The sequence below is a fragment of the Streptomyces sp. 6N223 genome (assembly GCF_052246635.1).
Classification (GTDB): Bacteria; Actinomycetota; Actinomycetes; order Streptomycetales; family Streptomycetaceae; genus Streptomyces.
Genome location: NZ_JBQQCA010000004.1, coordinates 25,609 through 46,143, shown reverse-complemented (window position 1 = coordinate 46,143; position 20,535 = coordinate 25,609). Strand labels below are relative to the sequence as shown.

Genomic DNA, 20,535 nt, shown 5'->3' with positions numbered 1-20,535 from the left:
GGGGGAATGAGCCGACTCCTCTCCCGCCTGCTGGACGGACTGCCGCCGGAGGCGGTCCTCACCGAACCCGACGTCACCGCCTCCTACGCGCACGACATGGCGAGCTTCTGCCCCGCCGGGGCCCCGGCCGCCGTCGTGCTGCCGCGCGACGTCGAGCAGGTCCGGCACGTGATGCGCGTCGCGACCGAGCTGCGGGTGCCGGTCGTGCCGCAGGGCGCGCGCACGGGCCTGTCGGGCGCGGCGAACGCCAGCGACGGGTGCGTCGTGCTCTCCCTCGTCCGGATGGACCGGATCCTCGACATCGACCCGGTCAACCGCATCGCCGTGGTCGAGCCCGGCGTGATCAACGCCGACCTGTCGAAGGCGGTGGCCGCGCAGGGCCTGGCGTACCCGCCGGACCCCTCAAGCTGGGAGCAGTGCACGATCGGCGGCAACATCGGCACCGGCTCCGGCGGCCTGTGCTGCGTGAAGTACGGCGTCACCGCCGAGTACGTGCTCGGCCTGGAGGTGGTGCTGGCCGACGGGCGGCTGCTGACCACCGGCCGCCGCACCGCCAAGGGCGTCGCCGGCTACGACCTCACCCGCCTCTTCGTCGGCTCCGAGGGCACCCTCGGCGTCGTCGTGTGCGCCGTGCTGGCGCTCAGGCCCGCGCCGCCGCGCCAGCTCGTGCTGGCCGCCGAGTTCGGCTCGGCCACCGCCGCCGGGCAGGCCGTGGCCAGGATCATGGCCGAGGGCCACGCGCCCTCCCTGCTGGAGCTGATGGACGCCACCACCGTCGCCGCCGTCAACCGGCTCACCCGGATGGGCCTGCCCGAGTCCACGCAGGCGCTGCTGCTGGCCGGGTTCGACACGCCGGATCCGGCCGCCGACCTCGCCGCCGTCGGCGAGCTGTGCCGCGCCGCGGGCGCGACCGAGGTCGTCCCGGCCGACGACGAGGCCGAGTCGGAGATGCTGCTGGCGGGCCGGCGGGCCAGCCTGAGCGCGCTGGAGGCGGTGCGCGGCACCACGATGATCGACGACGTGTGCGTGCCGCGCGCCCGGCTCGCCGAGCTGCTGGACGGCGTCGCCGCGATCGCGGAACGCCACGACCTGACCATCGGCGTCGTGGCCCACGCCGGCGACGGCAACACGCACCCCACCGTGTGCTTCGACGCCACCGACCCGGACGAGGCGCGCCGGGCGCGGGGGTCGTTCGACGAGATCATGGCCCTGGGCCTGGAGCTGGGCGGCACGATCACCGGCGAGCACGGCGTGGGCGTGCTGAAGCGGGAGTGGCTGGCGCGCGAACTCGGCCCGGACGGCCTGGAGTTGCAGCGCGGCATCAAGCGGCTCTTCGACCCGCTCGGTATCCTCAACCCGGGGAAGGTGTTCTAGAGCGTCCCGCCGGGCGCGTCGCCTCAGATCCTCAGATGCGGTACAGCTCCCACAGGCGCCACATGCCGCTGCCGTCCGAGAGGCGTTCGACGCCGCCGATCGTCAGGTCGGCGATGGTGATGGTCTTCGACTGCCACAGCGGGATGATCGGGGCCTCGGCGGCGGCCAGCTCGTTGATCGTCTTGAAGAACTCCGAGGCCAGGCCCCGGTCGGGCTCGGCCTGGGACTGGCCGAGGAGGTCGTCGATCTCCGGGTCGCCGAAGCCGGTGGCCAGCCCGTCGGCGGGGCCGAGGAGGTCGGTGAAGGTGGCGGGGTCGGGGAAGTCGGGGACCCAGCCGATGATGTAGGCGTCGAAGTCGCGGCTGCTGTAGGTGACCCGCAGCAGCTCGGACCATTCGTAGTCCCTGAGCTCGACCTCGAACAGCCCGTCGGCCTCCAGCTGCTCCTCGATCAGCCGGGCCTCCTCCCCGCTGGCGGCGCCGCGCGCGAACGCCAGCTCGAAGGGCACCGGCACCGGGAGGCCCGCGTCCAGCAGCTCCTGGCGCAGCGCGTCGGGCCCGGCCTCGGCGTTGCCGGCGTAGGCGTCGAAGTACGGCGTGCCGTGGCCGGGGAAGCCCGCCGGGACGAGGGAGTAGAGCGCCTCGACGGTGTCGTGGAACACGTGGTGCGTGATCTGCTCGCGGTCGAGCAGCGAGGCGGCGACGCGGCGGGCGACCGGGTTGGACATGCCCCTGCCCTCGTCGGTGTTGAACGCCATCACGCGGATGTCGGCGCCGGTGGACTCGTAGGTCTGGTCGCCGTGGGTCTTCCCGGCCAGGACCTCCGCCATGGCGTCCGGGCCCATGCTGCCGGCGTTGACGTCGATCTCGCCCGCCTCCCAGGCGCGGGCCAGCGCCTCGTTGGCCGTGCCGTCGCCCGCGTCCGAGAAGTACCGGATCGTGACGGGCTGTTCGGGCGCCGGGGCCGCGCCCTCGTAGTCGGGGTTGGGCTCCAGCTCGGTGATGCCCTCGGGGTCGAAGGAGGTCATCACGAACGGGCCCGAGCCGACGACCCGCCCGTCCGTGCGCGGCTCGGTCCTCTCGTAGCTGTCGCGGTCCACTATGGCGCCGGCGGCGCTGGCGACGACGAACGGGAAGGTGGCGTTCGGGCGGGCCAGCTCGAAGACGATGTCCTGGCCGTCGACCCTCACCTCCTCCAGGCCCGACAGCAGCGGGGCGGGCCCGGCGTAGCTGAACTTCTCCTCCTCCGGGAGGCTGTCGTCCGCCGCCTCCGCCTCGGCCCGCTGGGCCATGGCGAGGATGCGGTCGTAGGAGAACTGGACGTCCTCCGGCGTGACCGGGTCGCCGTTGTTGAAGGTGAGGCCGGAGCGGAGCGTGCAGCGGTAGACGGTGAGCCGGTCGTCGTCGAAGTCGCAGCGCTCGGCCGCGTCGGGGACCGGCACCTGCTCGCCCGGGGGGAAGGTCAGCAGGGACTGGAAGAGGTTGTTGACCAGCGCCCAGCCGCCGGCATCGTACGTGCCGGCGGGGTCGGCCGTGGTCGGCGTCGTGGTGGTGCCGACCACGATCGGCTCCTCATCGCCGTCGCCGGAGCCGAACATCATCCAGCCCCCGATGGCGCCGACGACCAGCGCCACGGCCAGCCCGATGCCGGTTATCGCCTTGACCCGGATAGCGCGCACCGCTCCGTTGCCCCCTCCATGGGACGTCCCGCCGTCAGGGGCTCAGCCAACCACAGAGCGGTTTCCACCGCACCAGGCCGCGGAGATCGGGCGTGTTAAGGGGAGTTGCGCGGGCCATCGCAGGGATGTCAGGTGACCGGCGATGTCGCATGTCAGGTGGTCACGGAGCCCGGTACGTCCATGCGGAACTCCACCTCCACGGGCCGCCCGGTCAGCCGGACGGTCACGCTCTGGGTGCCGAGCTGCGGGGAGAACGCCGACAGCAGGTAGTCGCCGAGGCGCGGCGCGATGACGCTGAACGCCCCGTCCGCGGCGCTGCGCGTCTTCGCCAGGCGCCGCCCGCCCTCGGTCGCGGTGAGCGTGACGAGCGCGCGGGGCAGCGCCACCCCGAGCGAGTCACGCACCATCCCACGGATGGTCAGGGCATCCGTCCCCTCCTCCGCCGCCGCCTGTGCCGTCTGTGCCTCCGCCGCATCCCCGCCCCTGTCATGCGAGAGGGAGTCCGTCATGCCCCACGCTCCTCTGCCGCTGCTCGATCAGTTTGTTCCCTGACCGTTATCTAGGACTCCAGAGTGGCCCGAAGAGTTGACCTGGACGAAGTATTTGAGACGGAAACCGCACAATCGGACCAGCGGACCGGGGCGGCCTGAGGCCTTGACGTCCTGATGTCCTGACGCCGTGACGCCCTACGCCTCGGCCGAGGCCAGCGTGATGACCGTGATGTCCGGATCGGCGCCGACGCGGACCGGCGCTCCGTAGGCGCCCGCGCCGCGGGTGACATAGAGCTGCGTGTCGTCGTACCGGTCCAGGCCGGCCACGGTGGGGTTGGAGAGGGCCGCGATGTAGTTCACGGGCCACACCTGGCCGCCGTGGGTGTGCCCGGAGAGCTGGAGGTCGACGCCGTAGTCCACGGCGTCGTAGATCTGGGCGGGCTGGTGGGCCATCAGCACGCAGGTGCGCTGCGGGTCGCGGTCCCCCAGCGCCGCATCGAAGTCCGGGCCGCCGTGGTCGGTGCCCTCGCCCTCCAGGTCGTTCACCCCGGCGAGGTCGAAGAACGACAGCTCACGGCGTTCGTTCTCCAGCGGCACGAGGCCGAGTTCGCGGACGTGCGCGACCCAGTCCTCGGTGTCGGTGAAGTACTCGTGGTTGCCCGTGACGAAGAACGACCCCTCCCTCGCCCGCAGCTCGGCGAGCGGGGCGGCGGCGGACCGCAGGTCGGCGACGTCGCCGTCGACGAGGTCGCCGACGACGGTGATCACGTCGGGCTGGGTGGCGTTCAGCGCGTCCACGACCCGCTGGCAGTGGGAGCGCCCGGCTATCGGCCCGAGATGGATGTCACTGGCGACGGCGATCCGGTACCCCTCGGCCGCCCGGGGCAGGTTGGCCAGCCGCACCGTGACGTGCTTCGTCCTCAGCTGCCGCGCGGCGTACGTGCCGTACCCCACGACGCCCGTGGTGACGACCCCGGCCCCCGCGACGATGCCGCGCGCGACGAACCGCCTGCGGCTGATCTCGGCGGGGTCGGCGCGATCCGCCTGCAGCGGGCCGGCCGCGTCGGGCTCGTCGGCGCCGTCCGGCGCCTCCGGCGGGCTCGCGGGCCCGCCGTTGTTCCGGGGCTCCGGGGCTGCCGGCGGTGTCTCGTCATGCGCCGTGGCCGCGACCGGCAGGGTGGCCGTCGCGCGCGCCGCGTCCACCTGGGTCGCGGCGCCCGCGCGTGCGGTGCGCGGGGCGGGGTGGTCGCCCGCGTCGTCGCGCCCCGTTCCGTTCGACGCGCCGGCGGTGAGGGACTCGGGGCCGGACGACTCGGCCGCCTCCGCTTCCCCTCCCGCCGCGCCTCCGGCGCGGGCCGCGCGGGCCGAGCGGTTGCGGAGCCGGCGCAGCGCCAGCGGGCGGACGGCCTCGCCGAGGAGCAGGCAGGGGATGAGGTACAGCAGCGAGATCAGCCAGTACATCCCGGGCCAGCCCAGGACCTGGAGCACGGGCCACGGCACGCCGAGCCGCTCGCCCATCATCGCCAGCACCGTCACCACCGGAAGCACGGCGAGCACCGCCGTGCCCACCCGCCGGTACCAGCCGTCCGGGGCCGACACGTCGCGCACCAGCCGCTTCCACAGGTACCAGTGCACGGCGCTGAGGAGCGCGGTGGCGACGGTCGCCGCGATGGCGATGGCCGGGTCCATGAAGATCCTCTCGAATGTGGGCACGCGATGCGCACGCCGCAGGCACAGAGGCGGGCAATGAAGTAGACCACGAACGCCGAGTGACGCCGCTCACCGGATTGGCTCCGCCCATTGACCCAACGTCCTCGTCCTGACGGTAGTTTCAACGTGTGCTGATTCGCTCGTCGGCTCATCGGGCCACTCCCCGCGCACTCGCCCTCGCCCTCGCCATAGCGGCCGTCGTCCTGCTCGCGCTGGCCCCTCCCCCGGCCGGGGCGCGCTCCGGCGCCCGGCCCCGGCCGCCGGAGGAGATGTCCGAGATCGGCGGTGAGCTGCTGGGCCGCTCGGGGACGCAGGTCCGGCCGGAGGACGGGGCGCCGAAGCCGCCGGACGGCATCTCCTCCAAGGCGTGGATCGTGGCGGACGCCGAGAGCGGCGAGGTGCTGGCCGCCCGCAACGCCCACTGGCCGCTGGCACCGGCCAGCACCATCAAGATGCTGTTCGCCGACACCCTGCTGCCGAAGTTCGACCGCGACGACCTGTACCGGGCCCGCCCGGAGCACTTCACCGGAATGGGCGCGGGCAGCAGCGCGGTCGGCATATCCGACTTCCAGACCTACACGGTCGAGGACCTGTGGCACGGCGTCCTCCTCGTCTCCGGCAACGACGCCGTGCACGCCCTGTCCGCCATGAACGGCGGCAAGAAGACGACGGTCGAGGAGATGAACGCCCGCGCCGAGGAGTTGCAGGCCCTCGACACCCACGTGGTCAACCCCGACGGCTACGACGCCCGCGGCCAGACCTCCTCCGCGTACGACCTCACCCTCTTCGCCCGCTCGGCGATGCGGAACGCCGACTTCCGCGACTACGTCTCGACGGCCACCTACGACTTCCCCGGCGCGGGCCGGGGCGAGAACCGCGAGACGTACCAGATCCAGAACACCAACCGGCTGCTGGTCGGGGATGTGGGCCTCGACCCCTACCCGGGCATCGCCGGCGTCAAGAACGGCTACACCTCCAACGCCGGCTACACCTTCACGGGCGTCGCGGAGCGCGGCGACCGCGTGCTGCTGGTCACCTGCCTGGACCCGAAGGGCGAGGGCGGCGACGGCCTGGAGGTCTACCGGGAGGCGGCGGCCCTGCTCGACTGGGGGTTCGAGGCCGCGGGCCGGGTCGAGCCGGTCGGCGAGCTGGTGCCGCCGCTGAGCGAGGTCCAGCAGCAGGAACAGGAACAGGCGGGGGAGGCGCAGGGGGACGGCGAGGAGACGGATCCGGCGCTGAGCGGCGCGGCGGGCGCGGACGAGGAGGCGGGCGGCGGCGCGGGCACCGTGGTGGCGGTCACGGCCGCGGCCCTGGTGCTGCTGGCGGCGGGGGCGTACGCCTTCCACCGCCGCCATCCTCTTCCTCTGCCGCGTCCAGGGCGTCGCGACGAGGACGGTCCCGTGGTGTGACGGACGTCGCGGTCCACGCGCAGCACAGCAGGAGCAGCCTCGCCACGAGGTTGATCCAGACCAGCAGCGCGATGGGCACGCCGAAGGCGCCGTAGAGGCTGCGGGCCGCGACGCCGGCCAGGTAGCCGCCGAGCAGCGCCTTCAGCAGCTCGAAGCCGATCGCGCCCAGCACGCAGGCCGCCGCCACCGCCCGGGGCGGCGGCCGCACGCCCGGCAGCCACACCAGCAGGTACGCCAGCAGCAGGACGGTGACGGCCAGCGCCAGCGCGTACGCCGCCAGGCTCAGCAGCACGCTGCCGACGCCGCCCCGCTCCAGGCCGAGCCACCGGGTGGCCCAGTGGACGGCGGTCATGGCCAGGGCGGAGGCGCCGAGCGAGAGCAGCGTCACCGCGCCGAGCCCGGCGAGGATGCCGAGGTCCTTGGCGCGGCGCAGCAGCGGGTTCTCCTCCGGCTCCGGCATGTCCCACACGGCGCGCAGGCAGCCGCGCATCGTGTGGATCCAGCTCGTGCCGGTGGTGATCAGCAGGGGCAGCGCGATGAGGCCGATGGTGTCGGCGTTCGCGAAGAGCGGGTCGAGGTCGAGGCGGTCGGAGATGCCCGGCACCTGGTCGGTGATCCACCGCTCGATGTCCTCGCGGCGGGCGCGTGGCAGCAGCACGGTCAGGACGGCGGCGCCAAGGGCCAGCATCGGGAAGAGCGCGAGGAAGGCGGTGAAGGTGATCGCGGCCGCCAGCCGCGTCCACGCGCGGTCGTCCAGGTGCCGGTAGATGGCCCAGGCGCGCGTGGCCTTCGCCCGCCCGACGGCCGGGGCGGCCCGCTTCGTCAGCGACTCCATGCGAGCACTATGCCCGCTTTGCCGCAATTGATGGTTACGCGGCCTCGGAGGCCCGTTCCCGCACCCGTTCCCGCTCGCGCTCCCGCTCCCGGGCCGCCGGGGCGGGCGCGAAGCGGAACTCGCGCTGGAGCTGCCACGCCCCGTCCGGCCCCTGCTCGTAGAGCGCGAAGCCGAGGGCGGTCCAGGCCGCCTCGTACTCGGCGAGCGCCGCCTGGGCGGCGTCCATCGCCTCCTCCGCGATGCCCTGCGCGATGGTGACGTGCGGGTGGTAGGGGAACTGCAGGGGGCGGGCGAGTGGCCCGGCCGGCTCGCGGACCCGCTCCTGGAGCCAGCGGCAGGCGGAGCGGCCCTCGACCACCTGCACGAAGACCACCGGCGACAGCGGCCGGAAGGTGTCCGTGCCGTACAGCCGCATCGGGAACGGCCGCCCGGCGGCGGCGATGCCCGACAGGTGCTCCTCTATCTCCGGGCGGGCCGCCGCCTCGACCTCGGTCGGCGGCAGCAGCGTGACGTGCGTGGGGATCACGGCGGCGGCGGCGTCACCGAAGCCGAGGCGGCATCGCTGCAACAGGCTGCCGTGCGGCTCCGGGACCGCGATCGACACGCCGAGCGTGGCCGTCCCCACGGGTCATCCACCTCCTCGTTCTCCGCGTTGGACCCCGCCGCTACGCCCCCGCGCGGGGCAGGAAACCGACGCGCTCGTACACCGCCTCCACGGTCCGGGCCGCGACCTCGCGCGCCTTGTCCGCGCCCGCCGCGAGGATCCCGTCCAGCTCCGCCGGGTCGTCCAGGTACTCCAGCGTGCGGGCGCGGAACGGCGTCACCCAGTCCGCGAACACCTCCGCGAGATCCGTCTTGAGCGCGCCGTAGAGCTGCCCGGCGAACTTGTCCTCCAGCGCCGCCAGGCTCTCCCCGGTGAGCGCGGAGTAGATGGTGAGCAGGTTGCTCACGCCGGGCTTGGCCTCCGGGTCGTACCGGATCACCGTGTCGGTGTCGGTGACCGCGCTCTTGATCTTCTTCGCCGAGGTCTTCGGCTCGTCCATCAGCCAGACGATGCCCTTGGCCGTGGACGCCGACTTGCTCATCTTGATCCCCGGCTCCTGGAGGTCGTAGATCTTCGCGGCCTCCTTGAGGATGTACGCCTCGGGCATCGTGAACGTCTCGCCGAACCGCCCGTTGAAGCGCTGCGCGACGTCCCGCGTCAGCTCGACGTGCTGGCGCTGGTCCTCCCCGACCGGGACCTGGTTCGCCTGGTAGATCAGGATGTCGGCGGCCTGGAGCATGGGGTAGGTGAAGAGGCCGACGGTGGTGCCCTCCGCGCCCTCCCGTGCGGACTTGTCCTTGAACTGCGTCATCCGGGACGCCTCGCCGAAGCCCGTGAGGCAGTTCACGACCCAGGCGAGCTGGGTGTGCTCGGGCACGTGGCTCTGCACGAAGAGCGTGCAGCGCTCCGGGTCGAGGCCCGCGCCGAGGAGCTGCGCGGCGGCGAGGCGGGTGGCCTGGCGCAGCTCCGCCGGATCCTGCGGGATGGTGATCGCGTGCAGGTCGACGACCATGTAGTACGCGTCGTGCGTGTCCTGCAACGCCACCCACTGGCGGACCGCGCCCAGATAGTTTCCCAGGTGGAAGGAGCCGGCGGTGGGCTGGATGCCGGAGAGCACACGGGGTCGCTGGTCGGTTCGCTGGGTGGCCATGCGCCCCATTCTCTCAGCTTCCCAGGCGCGCTCCTCACCCGGTTTCCGGCGACCGCGAACGTCCCGGTCCGTCCCCACCCCCGTCGGGGACGGACCGGAAGCAGCGGGCCGTCGACGCCCTGGTAGACGTCGCCGCGCGGGCGGCGGTTCCGGTGCGGGAGCCGTCGGGACAGGTCCGCGACGGCTCCGGAACCCCTCCGGGATAGCCTGACGCTGAGGTTCGCTTAGGTTCCCCGCTAGGGTCCCGCCAGGAGGTCGTACACCCATGCCCCGCACTCCCGTCACCGTGACCGTCACCGGAGCCGCCGGCCAGATCGGCTACGCGCTGCTGTTCCGCATCGCCTCCGGCCAGCTCCTCGGCCCGGACGTGCCGGTCAGGCTGCGCCTGCTGGAGATCACCCCCGCCCTGCCCGCCGCCGAGGGCACCGCCATGGAGCTGGACGACTGCGCGTTCCCGCTGCTGGCCGGGATCGACATCAGCGACGACCCGGCCACGGCGTTCGACGGCGCCAACGTCGCGCTGCTCGTCGGCGCGCGCCCCCGCACCAAGGGCATGGAGCGCGGCGACCTGCTGGAGGCCAACGGCGGCATCTTCAAGCCGCAGGGCAAGGCCATCAACGACCACGCCGCCGACGACGTGCGCGTCCTGGTGGTGGGCAACCCCGCCAACACCAACGCCCTCATCGCGCAGGCCGCCGCCCCCGACGTGCCCGCCGACCGCTTCACCGCCATGACCCGCCTCGACCACAACCGGGCGCTGACCCAGCTGGCGAAGAGGACCGGCACGCCCGTCGGCGAGATCCGGCGCCTGGCGATCTGGGGCAACCACTCCGCCACCCAGTACCCGGACATCTTCCACGCCGAGGTCTCCGGCCGGAACGCCGCCGAGGCGGTGAACGACGAGAAGTGGCTGGCCGAGGAGTTCATCCCGACCGTCGCCAAGCGCGGCGCCGCCATCATCGAGGCGCGCGGCGCGTCCTCCGCCGCCTCCGCCGCCAACGCCGCCATCGACCACGTGCACACCTGGCTGACCGGCACCCCGGAGGGCGACTGGACCTCGATGGCCGTGCCCTCCGACGGCTCCTACGGCGTTCCCGAGGGCCTGATCTCGTCCTTCCCCGTCACCTGCTCCGGCGGCGAGTACGCGATCGTCCAGGGCCTGGAGATCAACGACTTCTCCCGCACCCGCATCGACGCCTCGGTGAAGGAACTCCAGGACGAGCGCGACGCGGTCCGCTCCCTCGGCCTGATCTGAGAGCCCCACCGACCCACCACGCCATGAACGCCTCCCGCCTCCGGCGCCCGCCCGCCGCCCTCGCCTGCTGCCTCGCCTTCCTGCTCGCCGTCTCCGGCTGCGGCCTGCTGTCCGGCGGCGACGAGGCGGCGAGCGCGGCGGGCGAGCAGACCTACGTCGTCCTCGCCATGCCCGACTGGACGGGCGGCCAGGCCACGGCCGCCATGGCCGCGCACGTCCTGGAGAACGAGCTGGACGTGCCGGTCGAGCTGCGCGCGAACGACCAGGAGACCTCCTGGGACGAGCTGGCGTCGGGCGGCGTCGACGCGATCCTGGAGGACTGGGGCGCGCTGCCGGAGAAGCGGGAGCTGTACGTCGAGGGCAAGGGAAACGTCACGGACGCCGGGGCGCTGGGCATCACCGGCCAGGTCGGCTGGTACGTGCCGCGCGGCTTCGCCGACGCCCACCCCGACGTGCTCAGGGCCGAGAACCTGAACGCCTTCGCCGACGACCTCGGCGGCGAACTCCTGCACGCCGACCCGCACTACGCGACCCGCGACGAGGAGATCATCGACGACCTCGGGCTCGACTACCGGCCGGTGGCGGCCGGCAGCGAGGAGGCGCTGCTGGAGGAGGTCACCGAGGCGAGCAGCAGCGGGCACCCGGTGCTGACGTACCTGTGGCGGCCGCACTGGCTGCACACCGAGGTCGAGCTGGCGCAGGTGCGGCTGCCTCCGGAGGAGGCGTATCCCCGGATCGAGCTGCGGAAGTACGTCAACACCTACTTCCTGGAGCACGGCGCCGAGGCGGCGGCGTTCCTGCGCGACTTCAGCTGGAGCGAGGAGGAGCAGAACGCCGTCGCCCGCCTGATCGCCGAGGACGGTCTCACGCCGCGCGGGGCGGCGGAGCGGTGGGCGACGAACCACCCGGAGCGCGTCGACGAGTGGCTCGGTCGCTGACCGGGCGCTGGCGCTGACCGGGCGCTAACCCGCCGAGAAGCGCAGCACGTCGTTGAAGAACGGCACCTCGATCCACGGGTTGGGCTGGGCCATCAGCGTCATCAGCACCACGCACCCGCCCAGCACCCCGTACGTCAGCACGTCCGTGAGCCGGGAGCGGACCGCCAGCATGCCGACGGCGGGCAGCCAGCCGCGCAGCACCGCGCCCGTGAGCAGCGCGCAGCCGACGATGAGCAGGCCGACGCGGAAGTTCCCGAGGGTGGCGAGCAGCCCGGCCGTGGTGGCCGCGAGCACGGTCAGCAGCGGCCACTGGCGGATGGCGGCGGGCGCGCTGCCCGGCGCGGAGCGGCGCCCGCCCTCCGGCCGGGCCGTTCCCCGCGTCGGGTACCGCTGGGATGCGCGCGACGTACGCGAGACACGCACGGCGCTACGCCCCCCGAGCGGCTTCGTCGGCGGCCTCGGCGGCCTCGGCGGCCTCGATCACGTTCTGCAGCAGCATCGCGCGGGTCATCGGTCCCACGCCGCCGGGATTGGGCGACAGCCAGGCCGCGAACTCCGCGACGCCCGGGTGCACGTCGCCGACGATCTTCCCGCTCTCGTCGCGGCTGACGCCGACGTCGAGCACGGCCGCGCCCGGCTTCACGTCCTCCGGCTTCACCAGGTGCGGCACCCCGGCCGCCGCCACCACGATGTCGGCGCGCCGCAGGTGGGCGGACATGTCGCGGGTGCCGGTGTGAATCTGCGTCACCGTGGCGTTCTCGCTGCGCCGGGTCAGCAGCAGCGGCAGCGAGCGGCCCACCGTCACCCCGCGCCCGATGACGACCACGTCCGCGCCCGCGATCTCCACGCCGTGGCGGCGCAGCAGCGTGATGATGCCGTTGGGCGTGCAGGGCAGCGGGCCGGGCTCGCCCAGCACCAGGCGGCCGAGGTTGGTGGGGTGCAGCCCGTCGGCGTCCTTGGCCGGGTCGATGAGCTGCAGCACGCGGTTGGCGTCGATGCCCTTCGGCAGCGGGAGCTGCACCAGGTACCCGGTGCACTGCGGGTTCTCGTTCAGCTCGCGCACCACGGCCTCGATCTCCGCCTGTGTGGCGGTGGCGGGCAGCTCGCGCTGGATGGAGGCGATGCCGACGGCCGCGCAGTCGCGGTGCTTGCCCGCCACGTACTTCCGGCTGCCGATGTCGTCGCCGACCAGCAGCGTGCCGAGGCCGGGGGCGCGTCCGCGCGCCGCCAGCGCGGCGACGCGCTCGGCGAGATCGGCCTTGATCGCTGCGGCCGTGGCCTTGCCATCGAGAATCTGGGCGCTCATGCCGCCCATCCTCCCCGATCCTCCCCGCCGGCGGCCAATCCGCCGGTTGTGATCCACGGGTGACACGCCGAAGGACCGGCGTGCACATATCCTCCGGCCATGACGACCGAGAAACCATTGATGCCCAGAACCGTGAGAACCGCGCGGGCGCTGACGTTCACCGCCGGCGCCCTGGTGCTGGTGGCCGGCCTGCTGTACGTCGGGCTCGCGCTGGGCGACCCGGACGAGGTCGAGCGCGAGTACAACGTGAGGGCCGAGGCGCTCGCCGTCCTCGGCGTCGTCTTCCTCGCCCACGGCGGCGCCGGCGTCGGGCTGGGGCTGCGCTACGCAACGGGCGGCGCGCGGTTGCGCGTGGCGGCGATCGTGTGGGCCGGGCTCGGCGTCGTGATCGGTCTCGGCACGGTACCGCTCGGGCTCCTCGTCATCGCGCTGGCGGTCACGGTGGTGGTGAACCTGATGCGCGCTCCCAGCCGCTCCTGGTTCGAGCGCGAACGCGGGTAGTCATCCACCATGGTCCCGAAACACCCCAAACGCCGCCGCGTCGCGGTCCTCATAGCCCTCCCCCTCCTTGTCCTTCTCCTCCCGGCCTGCTCCGACCTCACCGACGACACGGACCCGGCCGACCCCGCCGACCCGTCCGGCCCGTCCGAGCAGACGGAGGACGCCGACCCCGCGCCGGACGACGGGGAGCTGACCGTGCCGAACATCCCGGACGCCGAGACCGCGCGGTCCCGGCTCGCCGAGCTCACCGTCGAGTCCGAGGGCTCCATGGAGGACTACGAGCGCGAGCTGTTCCCCCACTGGTCCGAGGACGGCGAGTGCTCGACCCGCGAGACCGTCCTGGAACGCGACGGCACCGACGTCGTCCCCGGCGACGACTGCTACCCCGAGTCCGGCACCTGGTTCAGCCAGTACGACGGCGAGACCCTCGACGCCGCGCCGGACGTGGACATCGACCACGTGGTCGCGCTCGCCGAGGCCTGGCGCTCGGGCGCCGACGCCTGGAGCACCGACCGGCGCGAGGCGTTCGCCAACGACCTCGACAACGCGCAGCTCATCGCGGTCAGCGCCGAGTCCAACCGCTCCAAGGGCGACCAGGACCCCGCCGACTGGCAGCCGCCGGTGGAGTCCTTCCACTGCGTCTACGCCCGCATGTGGATCGGCTCAAAGCACGCGTGGGAGCTGAGTATTGACCCGGACGAGCGAACGGCGCTGGAGAGGCTGCTGGACACCTGCTGAACTGTCCCCCATGAATGACACTCAGCTAACGGACCGCTACACCGTCTTCTCCCCGCCGCGCGGCGGCCTGATGACGCGCGAGGTCGGCGTCATCAGCGGCGAGCTCGAACTCCACACCGCCGCCGACCCCGACGACGGCACGCTCACCCTCCGGGTCCGGTACGCCGGCGCCGCCGAGTGGTACACCCTCGACGGCGGCCCGTACCGCCTGCACGACCCCCGCGACCACGAGGTCCTGCACGACGTCCTCGTCGACCTCCTCCACCGCCCGCAGCCGTGACGCCGAGCGAGCACCACAGGGCGCGGATCCTCGCCGCCTTCGAGCGTCTCGGAGGGGATCCGGAGAGCTGGGCGGAGTACGCCGCCGAGCAGGAGGAGTGGGACGCCACGGCGGCGGATGGTCTTGCCGCTGATCCGTGGGCGGGCAGGGATCGAGGCGTGCCTACCGGTCGCCAAGGTTCCGGTAGACGTCACGGCGGTTGCCGGCCTTGATCACGACAATGACGAGCTGGCCATCGTCGACGCGATAGGCGATGCGGTGGTTGCCGACGCGCAGTCGGTACAGGTCCTCGTGCCCGGAGAGCTTCTTGATGTCGGCGTCCGGGCGGCGAGGGTCGTCTCCGAGTGCCGTGAGCGCGAGAAGGATGCGCATCGCCGACTCCCGGTCGAGCGCCCGCAACTGCCGCCTGGCGGCTGGCAGAAAGCGGAAGGCGTACTTCATGCAGCGTTGCCCTGCGGCGTCTCGCCAAGGATGTCGGCGACGATCTCGGACATCGTGTACGTCGGCCCGTCACCCTCGGCATCCAGGACCTGAGCCGCCTCCCGGGCGAGGAGTTCGTCGGCCGCGTCCTCCAGCGCGTTGAACGCATCCATCGGGACGATCGCGGCCACAGGCGTGCTGCCGCGCGTCACCACGGTGGCGTCGCCCGCCTCTGCCCTGGCCAGAACGGCGGCGAGGTGGGCACGGACGTCGCGCACGGACATGGTGTCAGCCATGGCGACGAGTGTACACGCCATCGCGTACACGGCGGCCCGGCTCCGCGTCGTCAGTGGAAGAAGTGCCGCGTCCCCGTCAGATACATGGTGACGCCCGCCGCGCGGGCCGCCTCGATGACGGCCTCGTCGCGGACCGAGCCGCCGGGCTGCGCCACGGCGCGGACGCCCGCCTCGGCGAGGACCTCCAGGCCGTCGGGGAAGGGGAAGAACGCGTCGGAGGCGGCGTAGGAGCCGCGGGCGCGCTCGGCGCCCGCGCGCTGCACGGCGAGGCGTGCGGAGTCGACGCGGTTGACCTGGCCCATGCCGACGCCGACCGTGGCGGATCCCCTGGCCAGCAGGATGGCGTTCGACTTCACCGCGCGGCAGGCGCGCCACGCGAACGCCAGCTCGGCCAGCTCCTCGGCGGGCAGCGCCTCACCCGCGACCAGGCGCCAGGCGGCCGGGTCGTCGCCCTCGGCCTGGAGCCGGTCGGTGGCCTGCACCAGGGCGCCGCCGTCGATGCGGCGGACCTCGCGCCCGGCGGCGGGCGGGGAGGGGCAGCGCAGCACGCGGATGTTCTTCTTGCGGGCGAGGGCCTCGACGGCGCCGTCCTCGTAGTCCGGGGCCACGATCACCTCGGTGAAGATGCCCGCGACCCGCTCGGCCATGGCGAGGGAGACCGGGCGGTTGACGGCGATGACGCCGCCGTACGCCGAGAGCGGGTCGCAGTCGTGCGCCTTGCGGTGCGCCTCGGCCACGTCCGCGCCGAGCGCGATGCCGCAGGGATTGGTGTGCTTGACGATCGCCACGCACGCCCGGCCGTCGGCGCCGTGGTCGTACGCCGCACGCCGCGCCGCCTCGGTGTCGACGTAGTTGTTGTACGACATCGCCTTGCCGTGGAGCTGCTCGGCGGCGGCCAGGCCGGTGCCGCCGCCGTCGCCGTAGAGCGCGGCGGCCTGGTGCGGGTTCTCGCCGTAGCGCAGCACGCGGTCGAGGGCGAGCGGCGTGGCGAGGAACGCCGGGAAGTCCCGCTGCGCCTCCTCGGCGGTCTGCTCGGCGAACCAGGTCGCGACGGCCGCGTCGTACTCGGCGGTGTGGCGGAAGGCGTCGGCGGCCAGCCGCCGCCGCGCGGCCAGGTCGAAGCCGCCGTCGGCGACCGCCTTCAACACCTCCGGGTAGCGGGCGGGGTCGACGACCACCGCCACCGAGGCGTGGTTCTTCGCGGCGGCGCGCACCATCGCCGGGCCGCCGATGTCGATCAGCTCCACGCACTCCTCGGGCGAGGCGCCGGAGGCGACCGTCTCCCGGAAGGGGTAGAGGTTGGACACCAGGAGCTGGAAGGGCTCGATCCCGAGCCCGGCGAGCTGCTCGCGGTGCTCGGGGCGGCGTACGTCGGCGAGCAGGCCCGCGTGCACGCGCGGGTGCAGGGTCTTGACCCGGCCGTCCAGGCACTCGGGGAACCCGGTCAGCTCCTCCACCGCCGTGACCGGCACCCCGGCGGCGGCGATCGTCCTGGCCGTGGAGCCGGTGGAGACCAGCTCGACGCCGGCGGCGTGCAGGCCGCGCGCCAGCTCCTCCAGGCCCGTCTTGTCGTAGACGCTGACGAGCGCCCGGGTCACGTTGGTCACGGTCACGGGATTGACACCTTCCGTCCCTCGATGGTGTGGCCCTCGCGGGCCAGCCGCCCCACGGTCTCGACGAGCAGCCCGCGTTCGACGTCCTTGATCCGCTCGTGGAGCGAGTCCTCGTCGTCCTCGTCCCTGACCTCCAGCGCCTCCTGGGCGATGATGGGCCCGGTGTCGACGCCTGCGTCGGCGAAGTGGACGGTGCAGCCGGTCACCTTCACGCCGTGCGCGAGCGTGTCGCGCACCGGGTGGGCGCCGGGGAAGCTGGGCAGCAGCGCGGGGTGGGTGTTGATGTAACGGCCGCCGAAGCGGGCCATGAAGTCCGCGCCCACGATCTTCATGAAGCCGGCGGAGATGACGAGGTCGGGCTCGTGCTCGGCGACGGCCTCGGTCAGGGCGCGGTCCCAGTCCTCGCGCGCGGGGTAGTCCTTCAGCCGGCGCACGAAGGCCGGCAGCCCGGCGCGCTCGGCCCGCCGCAGCCCCTCGATGTTGTGGCGGTCGGCGCCGACGGCGACGACCTCGGCGCCGTACGCCTGTGGGCCGCGCTCGGCCACGGCGTCGAGCAGTGCCTGGAGGAGGGTCCCGGAGCCCGAGACGAGGACGACGAGGCGGGCAGGACGCACGGCGGGGTCTTTCTCTTCAGTCGCTTGGGAGTCGCCTGGGAGTCGCTTGGGGCTCGCAGCCGGAAACGCTGCCACGATACCGGGCCCGTGTCCGGGGGTCGCTCGCGGCAGGTACGGTCGAAGAAGCGGCACCGTTGTGCCGCCGTGACCGAGGAGACGCGACGAGCGAGATGACCGACCGACGCACGAGCGAGGAGGACAACCCCTTCGCTCCGCCGCCCGAGGGGCAGCCCGACCAGCCGTGGCAGCCGCGGTACCCGCAGACCCCGCAGGCTCCGGCGAATCCGCAGGCCCCGCAGGGACAGCAGGGCCCCCAGCCCTCGCCGGACCAGGACAGCGGCGGGCAGCGGGACGGGCGGGACGAGCAGCCGTCGCGCTGGGGAAGCCAGTGGAGCCGGCGGCAGCCCGGGCGGCAGAGCGGCGGGTTCGGCGACCCGCCCCCGACGCCGGAGGGCCGGAACGGCCGTGGCCGCGACCGCAACGGCGGCCCGGGCGGCGGCCAGCGCTGGGACCCGACCGACCCGGCCCAGCGGCATGCGCGGTACGCCGTGCTGGCGGGCATGTGGGGCGTCTTCTCCGGCCTGCTCGGCTGGGAGTGGCTGGGCCTGCTGCTCGGCGCGCTCTCCCTCTACTGGGGCATCAGCGCGCTGCGCGGCGGCCCCAGGGACGCCGCGGGCGGCAGGGACGCGGCGCGGCGCAGCAGGCTGGTGGCGCAGCTGGAGGGCCGGGCCGCGGATCAGCCGCCGGCGCCGGCGCCGGCGGGGCCGTCGCCCGCGCCGCCGCCCGGCGGCGCCCGTCCCCCGGCGGCGGCCGGCGAACGGCCGCAGCTGGCGGCGGCCGTCGCGGGCATCGTGCTGGCCGCGGCCTCGCTGCTGATCGTGGCCACGACGTACACGGTCCAGCTGGTCTACAAGGACTACTACGACTGCGTGGACGACGCCCTGACAACCCCTTCGCGCGAGGCGTGCGAGGACCTGCTGCCGAGTCAGGTCCGGCCGTTCCTCACCGAGCGGAACTGATCACCCCTCGGGCTCGGGCGGCAGCACCGACGGCCCCGCGCCTGCGCCTGCGCCCGTGTTGGTGTTGGTGTGCGTGGAGGTGTCGATCTCGGGGACGAGCTTGCCGGAACGCCGCCTGAGCGCGGCCCAGCGCACCTGCCGGGCCCCGGTGCCGTGCCAGCCGTCCCCGGCGCCATCCCCGCGCCGGTGCCTGCCGCCCCGCCCGCCGCGCCGCCACCAGGGCCGGTCCTCGCGCTGATCGGCGGGCGACGCGACCGGGGCCCGCAACGGGCGGACGAGGCGCAGCGTCCGCACGGTGTCCGGCCCGGCGGGCCGGTCGTCCCAGCCGCACGCCCGGCGTTGCCGCCTCTCCCTCACCGCCCGCGCCAGCCGCAGCGCCACCGCGAGCGGGGGCGCCACGGCCGCGGTCCAGGCGGTGGCGGCCAGGCCCGTGCGCCAGGGGTCGGGGCCGAACTCCGCCAGCGTGGCGGTGCCCAGCGGGCCGCCCGACAACAGCGCCAGTACGCCGAGGGCGGCGCCCGCGCAGGGCGCGGCGAGGAGGGCGCCGAGCGCCGCGCGCCACCAGGCGCCGGTGTCGCGGGCCGCGAGCCACGCGGCGGCCAGCGCACCCGCGAGCGGGACGGCGACGAGCGCCGCCCCCGCCGCGGCGCCCGTCGGCGGGGCGTCGGGCACCGCCGCCAGCAGCGGGAGCGCGGGCAGGCGCGGGCCGCCCTCCTGCACGGGAACGCCCGCACCGGCGCCGGCACCCACCTCAACGCCGACGCCGACGCCGAGCGCGAAGCCGGGCCCGAGGGCGTAGGCGACGGCCCACACGGCGGCGTTCGGCAGCAGCGCCAGGCTCAGCAGCAGGACGGCGACGCGCCCGGGCCAGGAGCCGCCGAGCTGGTCGAGGCCCGCCCGCGCGGCGTCGGCGTGCCGGGCCAGCCCCCACACCACCAGCAGCGCCCCGGCGCCGCACAGCGCCGCCACCGCGGCCGCCGCCCGCGCCAGGAGGCGGTCGGGCCAGGCGGTGAGGGCGAGGACGGCGAGGGCGAAGAGCGTCAGGTGGAGCGCGGCGCTGAGGGGCCGGGCGCTGAGCGAGGAGCCGAGCGTGAAGAGGACGGCGGCCGTCGCGGCGCCGAGGTAGCCGGCCGCGACGCACAGCAGGCAGCGCAGCCGCCCCACGCCCCGGTCTGCGTCCTCGTTCTCGTTCTCGCGGATGTCGCGGTCGTCGCGGTTGTCGCGGTCGTCGAGGGCGTGGCGCGCCGCGCGGTGGAGGAGCCAGGCCGGGAGCGGGGTCAGCAGCAGCGGGGTCGGGCCGACGGGCGCGGGAACGCCGCTGAGGGTGTCGGCGCGCAGCAGGTCCGTGCCGTGGGCGAGAAGCCACAGGTCGGCCGCGACGCGCAGCGCGGCGTCGGCACCGTCGTCGGGGTAGGGCGAGACGGTCCACAGCGCGAGCACGAGACCGGCCAGGGCGCAGAAGGAGAGCCCGGCGGCGAGCAGCCCCTCGCCCGCCCACCGGGCGGCGGCGGGCCGGCCGTGGAGAGTGATCACGCCGCCATGCTGCCAACAACGACCGCTTGGCGTAGGTAACAGGTTCTTTGTGGCCGTGTCGGTGACTATTATCCTATGAGTCTACTTTTGTCGCTTTCGCCCGACGCGACGCCCGCCGAGGCCTTCGACAAGCTCCACTCCCGGCACGCGGTCCCCCTCACCCGGCAGGTGTTCCTGCTCTGCGGGAGGCGCCGGACGGCCGAGCGCGCCGTCAACCGGGCGTTCCGGCTCGCCTGGGAGCGATGGCCCGAGGTGGCCAGGGACAGCGATCCGGTGGGCTGGGTGCGGTGGACGGCGTTCGAGTACGCCCTGTCGCCGTGGCTGGCCGCCCTGCGGTGGCGCGGCCCGCGCGCCTGGGCCCGCGCCACGGCGAAGGCGCACCCGGGCCCGCCCAAGGACAGGGCGCTGCTGGAGGCGTTGCTGAGCCTGCCGCCCTGCTACCGGCACGCCGTGGTGCTGCACGACGCGGTGGGGCTGGACCTTCCCGAGACGGCGGCGGAGGTGGAGGCCAGCACGGCGGCGACGGCCGGGCGCATCGTGCGGGCGCGGGACGCGCTGGCCAGGTGGGTGCCGCGGCTGGCCGAGACGAGCCCGGCGGAGCGCGGGGCCGTGCTGCGGGAGCTGCTGTGCGAGCTGGCCGGAGCGCAGCGGTTCGGCGCCCGCGCCGCGGGGTCGGTACGGCTCGCGAGCGAGCGCGCGACGCGGCGGTGGAACGAGGCGTCGGCGACGCTCGTCGTGCTGGTGACGGCGCTGATCACGCTCGCGCTGCTGGCGGACTGAACCCGGCGAGCCGGGCGAAGCCGGGCGCGCGGGGCGGCCACCCCCGGACCC

General features: G+C 74.0%; 22 protein-coding genes. 9 read left to right on the top strand and 13 right to left on the bottom strand.

What is annotated here, in order from left to right; translation table 11 throughout:
• The first annotated feature begins 6 nt into the window (after nucleotides 1–6).
• The gene (locus ACTWQH_RS04420) at nucleotides 7–1,374 is read left to right on the top strand and encodes an FAD-binding oxidoreductase (RefSeq protein ID WP_443284976.1); all 1,368 of its coding nucleotides are present in this window, start codon (nucleotides 7–9) and stop codon (nucleotides 1,372–1,374) included.
• Between the two features lie 31 nt (nucleotides 1,375–1,405).
• Here ACTWQH_RS04420 and ACTWQH_RS04415 read toward each other — a convergent pair whose 3' ends face one another.
• The 3 genes from ACTWQH_RS04415 to ACTWQH_RS04405 all read right to left on the bottom strand — a co-directional run bounded on the left by ACTWQH_RS04415 (nucleotide 1,406) and on the right by ACTWQH_RS04405 (nucleotide 5,232).
• A complete protein-coding gene (locus ACTWQH_RS04415) occupies nucleotides 1,406–3,052 on the bottom strand; it encodes an ABC transporter substrate-binding protein (protein ID WP_443284975.1) in 1,647 nt (548 codons plus the stop codon).
• 152 nt (nucleotides 3,053–3,204) lie between these two features.
• On the bottom strand, nucleotides 3,205–3,561 hold the full coding sequence (locus tag ACTWQH_RS04410; protein ID WP_443284974.1) for a carboxypeptidase-like regulatory domain-containing protein: 357 nt from the start codon (nucleotides 3,559–3,561) through the stop codon (nucleotides 3,205–3,207).
• A gap of 177 nt (nucleotides 3,562–3,738) precedes the next feature.
• Entirely contained in the window at nucleotides 3,739–5,232 is a 1,494-nt protein-coding gene (locus ACTWQH_RS04405) for a metallophosphoesterase (protein ID WP_443284973.1), read from the bottom strand.
• Between the two features lie 149 nt (nucleotides 5,233–5,381).
• Between ACTWQH_RS04405 and ACTWQH_RS04400 the strand changes: the two genes are divergently transcribed.
• Nucleotides 5,382–6,662 (top strand): D-alanyl-D-alanine carboxypeptidase family protein, encoded by a 1,281-nt coding sequence (locus tag ACTWQH_RS04400; protein WP_443284972.1) that lies wholly within the window; start codon nucleotides 5,382–5,384, stop codon nucleotides 6,660–6,662.
• On the opposite strand, the gene ACTWQH_RS04395 is transcribed toward ACTWQH_RS04400, so the two are convergent.
• The 3 genes from ACTWQH_RS04395 to trpS are packed head-to-tail and all read right to left on the bottom strand — an operon-like array spanning nucleotide 6,550 to nucleotide 9,191.
• Nucleotides 6,550–7,497 carry a YihY/virulence factor BrkB family protein gene (locus tag ACTWQH_RS04395; protein ID WP_443284971.1) on the bottom strand — a complete coding sequence of 316 codons (948 nt, stop codon included), beginning with the start codon at nucleotides 7,495–7,497 and terminating at the stop codon, nucleotides 6,550–6,552. The genes ACTWQH_RS04400 and ACTWQH_RS04395 overlap by 113 nt on opposite strands.
• A gap of 34 nt (nucleotides 7,498–7,531) precedes the next feature.
• Complete coding sequence (locus ACTWQH_RS04390; RefSeq protein WP_443284970.1) at nucleotides 7,532–8,122, bottom strand: 2'-5' RNA ligase family protein; 591 nt, start codon at nucleotides 8,120–8,122, stop codon at nucleotides 7,532–7,534.
• A 40-nt stretch (nucleotides 8,123–8,162) separates the two neighbouring features.
• Nucleotides 8,163–9,191: a tryptophan--tRNA ligase gene (gene trpS, locus ACTWQH_RS04385; RefSeq protein WP_443284969.1), complete on the bottom strand. Its 1,029-nt coding sequence runs from the start codon at nucleotides 9,189–9,191 to the stop codon at nucleotides 8,163–8,165.
• 265 nt (nucleotides 9,192–9,456) lie between these two features.
• Here trpS and ACTWQH_RS04380 point away from each other — a divergent pair, with 265 nt between their 5' ends.
• Together ACTWQH_RS04380 and ACTWQH_RS04375 are read left to right on the top strand one after the other, a co-directional pair.
• On the top strand, nucleotides 9,457–10,446 hold the full coding sequence (locus ACTWQH_RS04380; RefSeq protein WP_443284968.1) for a malate dehydrogenase: 990 nt from the start codon (nucleotides 9,457–9,459) through the stop codon (nucleotides 10,444–10,446).
• Nucleotides 10,447–10,469: 23 nt separating this feature from the next.
• Nucleotides 10,470–11,384 carry a glycine betaine ABC transporter substrate-binding protein gene (locus ACTWQH_RS04375; protein WP_443284967.1) on the top strand — a complete coding sequence of 305 codons (915 nt, stop codon included), beginning with the start codon at nucleotides 10,470–10,472 and terminating at the stop codon, nucleotides 11,382–11,384.
• A gap of 24 nt (nucleotides 11,385–11,408) precedes the next feature.
• On the opposite strand, the gene ACTWQH_RS04370 is transcribed toward ACTWQH_RS04375, so the two are convergent.
• Entirely contained in the window at nucleotides 11,409–11,807 is a 399-nt protein-coding gene (locus ACTWQH_RS04370) for a DUF3017 domain-containing protein (RefSeq protein ID WP_443284966.1), read from the bottom strand.
• Between the two features lie 4 nt (nucleotides 11,808–11,811).
• Nucleotides 11,812–12,690, bottom strand: coding sequence for a bifunctional methylenetetrahydrofolate dehydrogenase/methenyltetrahydrofolate cyclohydrolase (locus tag ACTWQH_RS04365; RefSeq protein WP_443284965.1), 879 nt, complete (start codon nucleotides 12,688–12,690; stop codon nucleotides 11,812–11,814).
• A 99-nt stretch (nucleotides 12,691–12,789) separates the two neighbouring features.
• On the opposite strand from ACTWQH_RS04365, the gene ACTWQH_RS04360 reads away from it, so the two are divergent.
• The 3 genes from ACTWQH_RS04360 to ACTWQH_RS04350 are packed head-to-tail and all read left to right on the top strand — an operon-like array spanning nucleotide 12,790 to nucleotide 14,209.
• Nucleotides 12,790–13,191: a hypothetical protein gene (locus tag ACTWQH_RS04360; RefSeq protein ID WP_443284964.1), complete on the top strand. Its 402-nt coding sequence runs from the start codon at nucleotides 12,790–12,792 to the stop codon at nucleotides 13,189–13,191.
• A gap of 9 nt (nucleotides 13,192–13,200) precedes the next feature.
• Nucleotides 13,201–13,929: an HNH endonuclease family protein gene (locus ACTWQH_RS04355; RefSeq protein WP_443284963.1), complete on the top strand. Its 729-nt coding sequence runs from the start codon at nucleotides 13,201–13,203 to the stop codon at nucleotides 13,927–13,929.
• A 10-nt stretch (nucleotides 13,930–13,939) separates the two neighbouring features.
• Nucleotides 13,940–14,209, top strand: a complete 270-nt coding sequence (locus ACTWQH_RS04350) for a hypothetical protein (protein WP_443284962.1) — start codon at nucleotides 13,940–13,942, stop codon at nucleotides 14,207–14,209.
• Nucleotides 14,210–14,371: 162 nt separating this feature from the next.
• On the opposite strand, the gene ACTWQH_RS04345 is transcribed toward ACTWQH_RS04350, so the two are convergent.
• Genes ACTWQH_RS04345 through purN form a run of 4 tightly spaced genes read right to left on the bottom strand, consistent with a single transcriptional unit; the run spans nucleotide 14,372 to nucleotide 17,152 of the window.
• Nucleotides 14,372–14,650, bottom strand: coding sequence for a type II toxin-antitoxin system RelE family toxin (locus ACTWQH_RS04345; RefSeq protein ID WP_443284961.1), 279 nt, complete (start codon nucleotides 14,648–14,650; stop codon nucleotides 14,372–14,374).
• Entirely contained in the window at nucleotides 14,647–14,925 is a 279-nt protein-coding gene (locus ACTWQH_RS04340; protein ID WP_443284960.1) for a type II toxin-antitoxin system Phd/YefM family antitoxin, read from the bottom strand. Before ACTWQH_RS04340 ends, ACTWQH_RS04345 begins: the two co-directional genes overlap by 4 nt.
• Nucleotides 14,926–14,975: 50 nt before the next feature.
• Nucleotides 14,976–16,538: a bifunctional phosphoribosylaminoimidazolecarboxamide formyltransferase/IMP cyclohydrolase gene (purH, locus tag ACTWQH_RS04335; RefSeq protein WP_443284959.1), complete on the bottom strand. Its 1,563-nt coding sequence runs from the start codon at nucleotides 16,536–16,538 to the stop codon at nucleotides 14,976–14,978.
• Entirely contained in the window at nucleotides 16,535–17,152 is a 618-nt protein-coding gene (purN, locus tag ACTWQH_RS04330) for a phosphoribosylglycinamide formyltransferase (RefSeq protein ID WP_443284958.1), read from the bottom strand. Before purN ends, purH begins: the two co-directional genes overlap by 4 nt.
• A 170-nt stretch (nucleotides 17,153–17,322) precedes the next feature.
• On the opposite strand from purN, the gene ACTWQH_RS04325 reads away from it, so the two are divergent.
• Nucleotides 17,323–18,171 (top strand): hypothetical protein, encoded by an 849-nt coding sequence (locus ACTWQH_RS04325; RefSeq protein WP_443284957.1) that lies wholly within the window; start codon nucleotides 17,323–17,325, stop codon nucleotides 18,169–18,171.
• Here ACTWQH_RS04325 and ACTWQH_RS04320 read toward each other — a convergent pair whose 3' ends face one another.
• The gene (locus ACTWQH_RS04320; protein WP_443284956.1) at nucleotides 18,172–19,704 is read right to left on the bottom strand and encodes a cell division protein PerM; all 1,533 of its coding nucleotides are present in this window, start codon (nucleotides 19,702–19,704) and stop codon (nucleotides 18,172–18,174) included.
• A gap of 75 nt (nucleotides 19,705–19,779) precedes the next feature.
• Here ACTWQH_RS04320 and ACTWQH_RS04315 point away from each other — a divergent pair, with 75 nt between their 5' ends.
• Complete coding sequence (locus ACTWQH_RS04315; protein ID WP_443284955.1) at nucleotides 19,780–20,484, top strand: RNA polymerase sigma factor; 705 nt, start codon at nucleotides 19,780–19,782, stop codon at nucleotides 20,482–20,484.
• The last annotated feature ends 51 nt before the right edge of the window (nucleotides 20,485–20,535 follow it).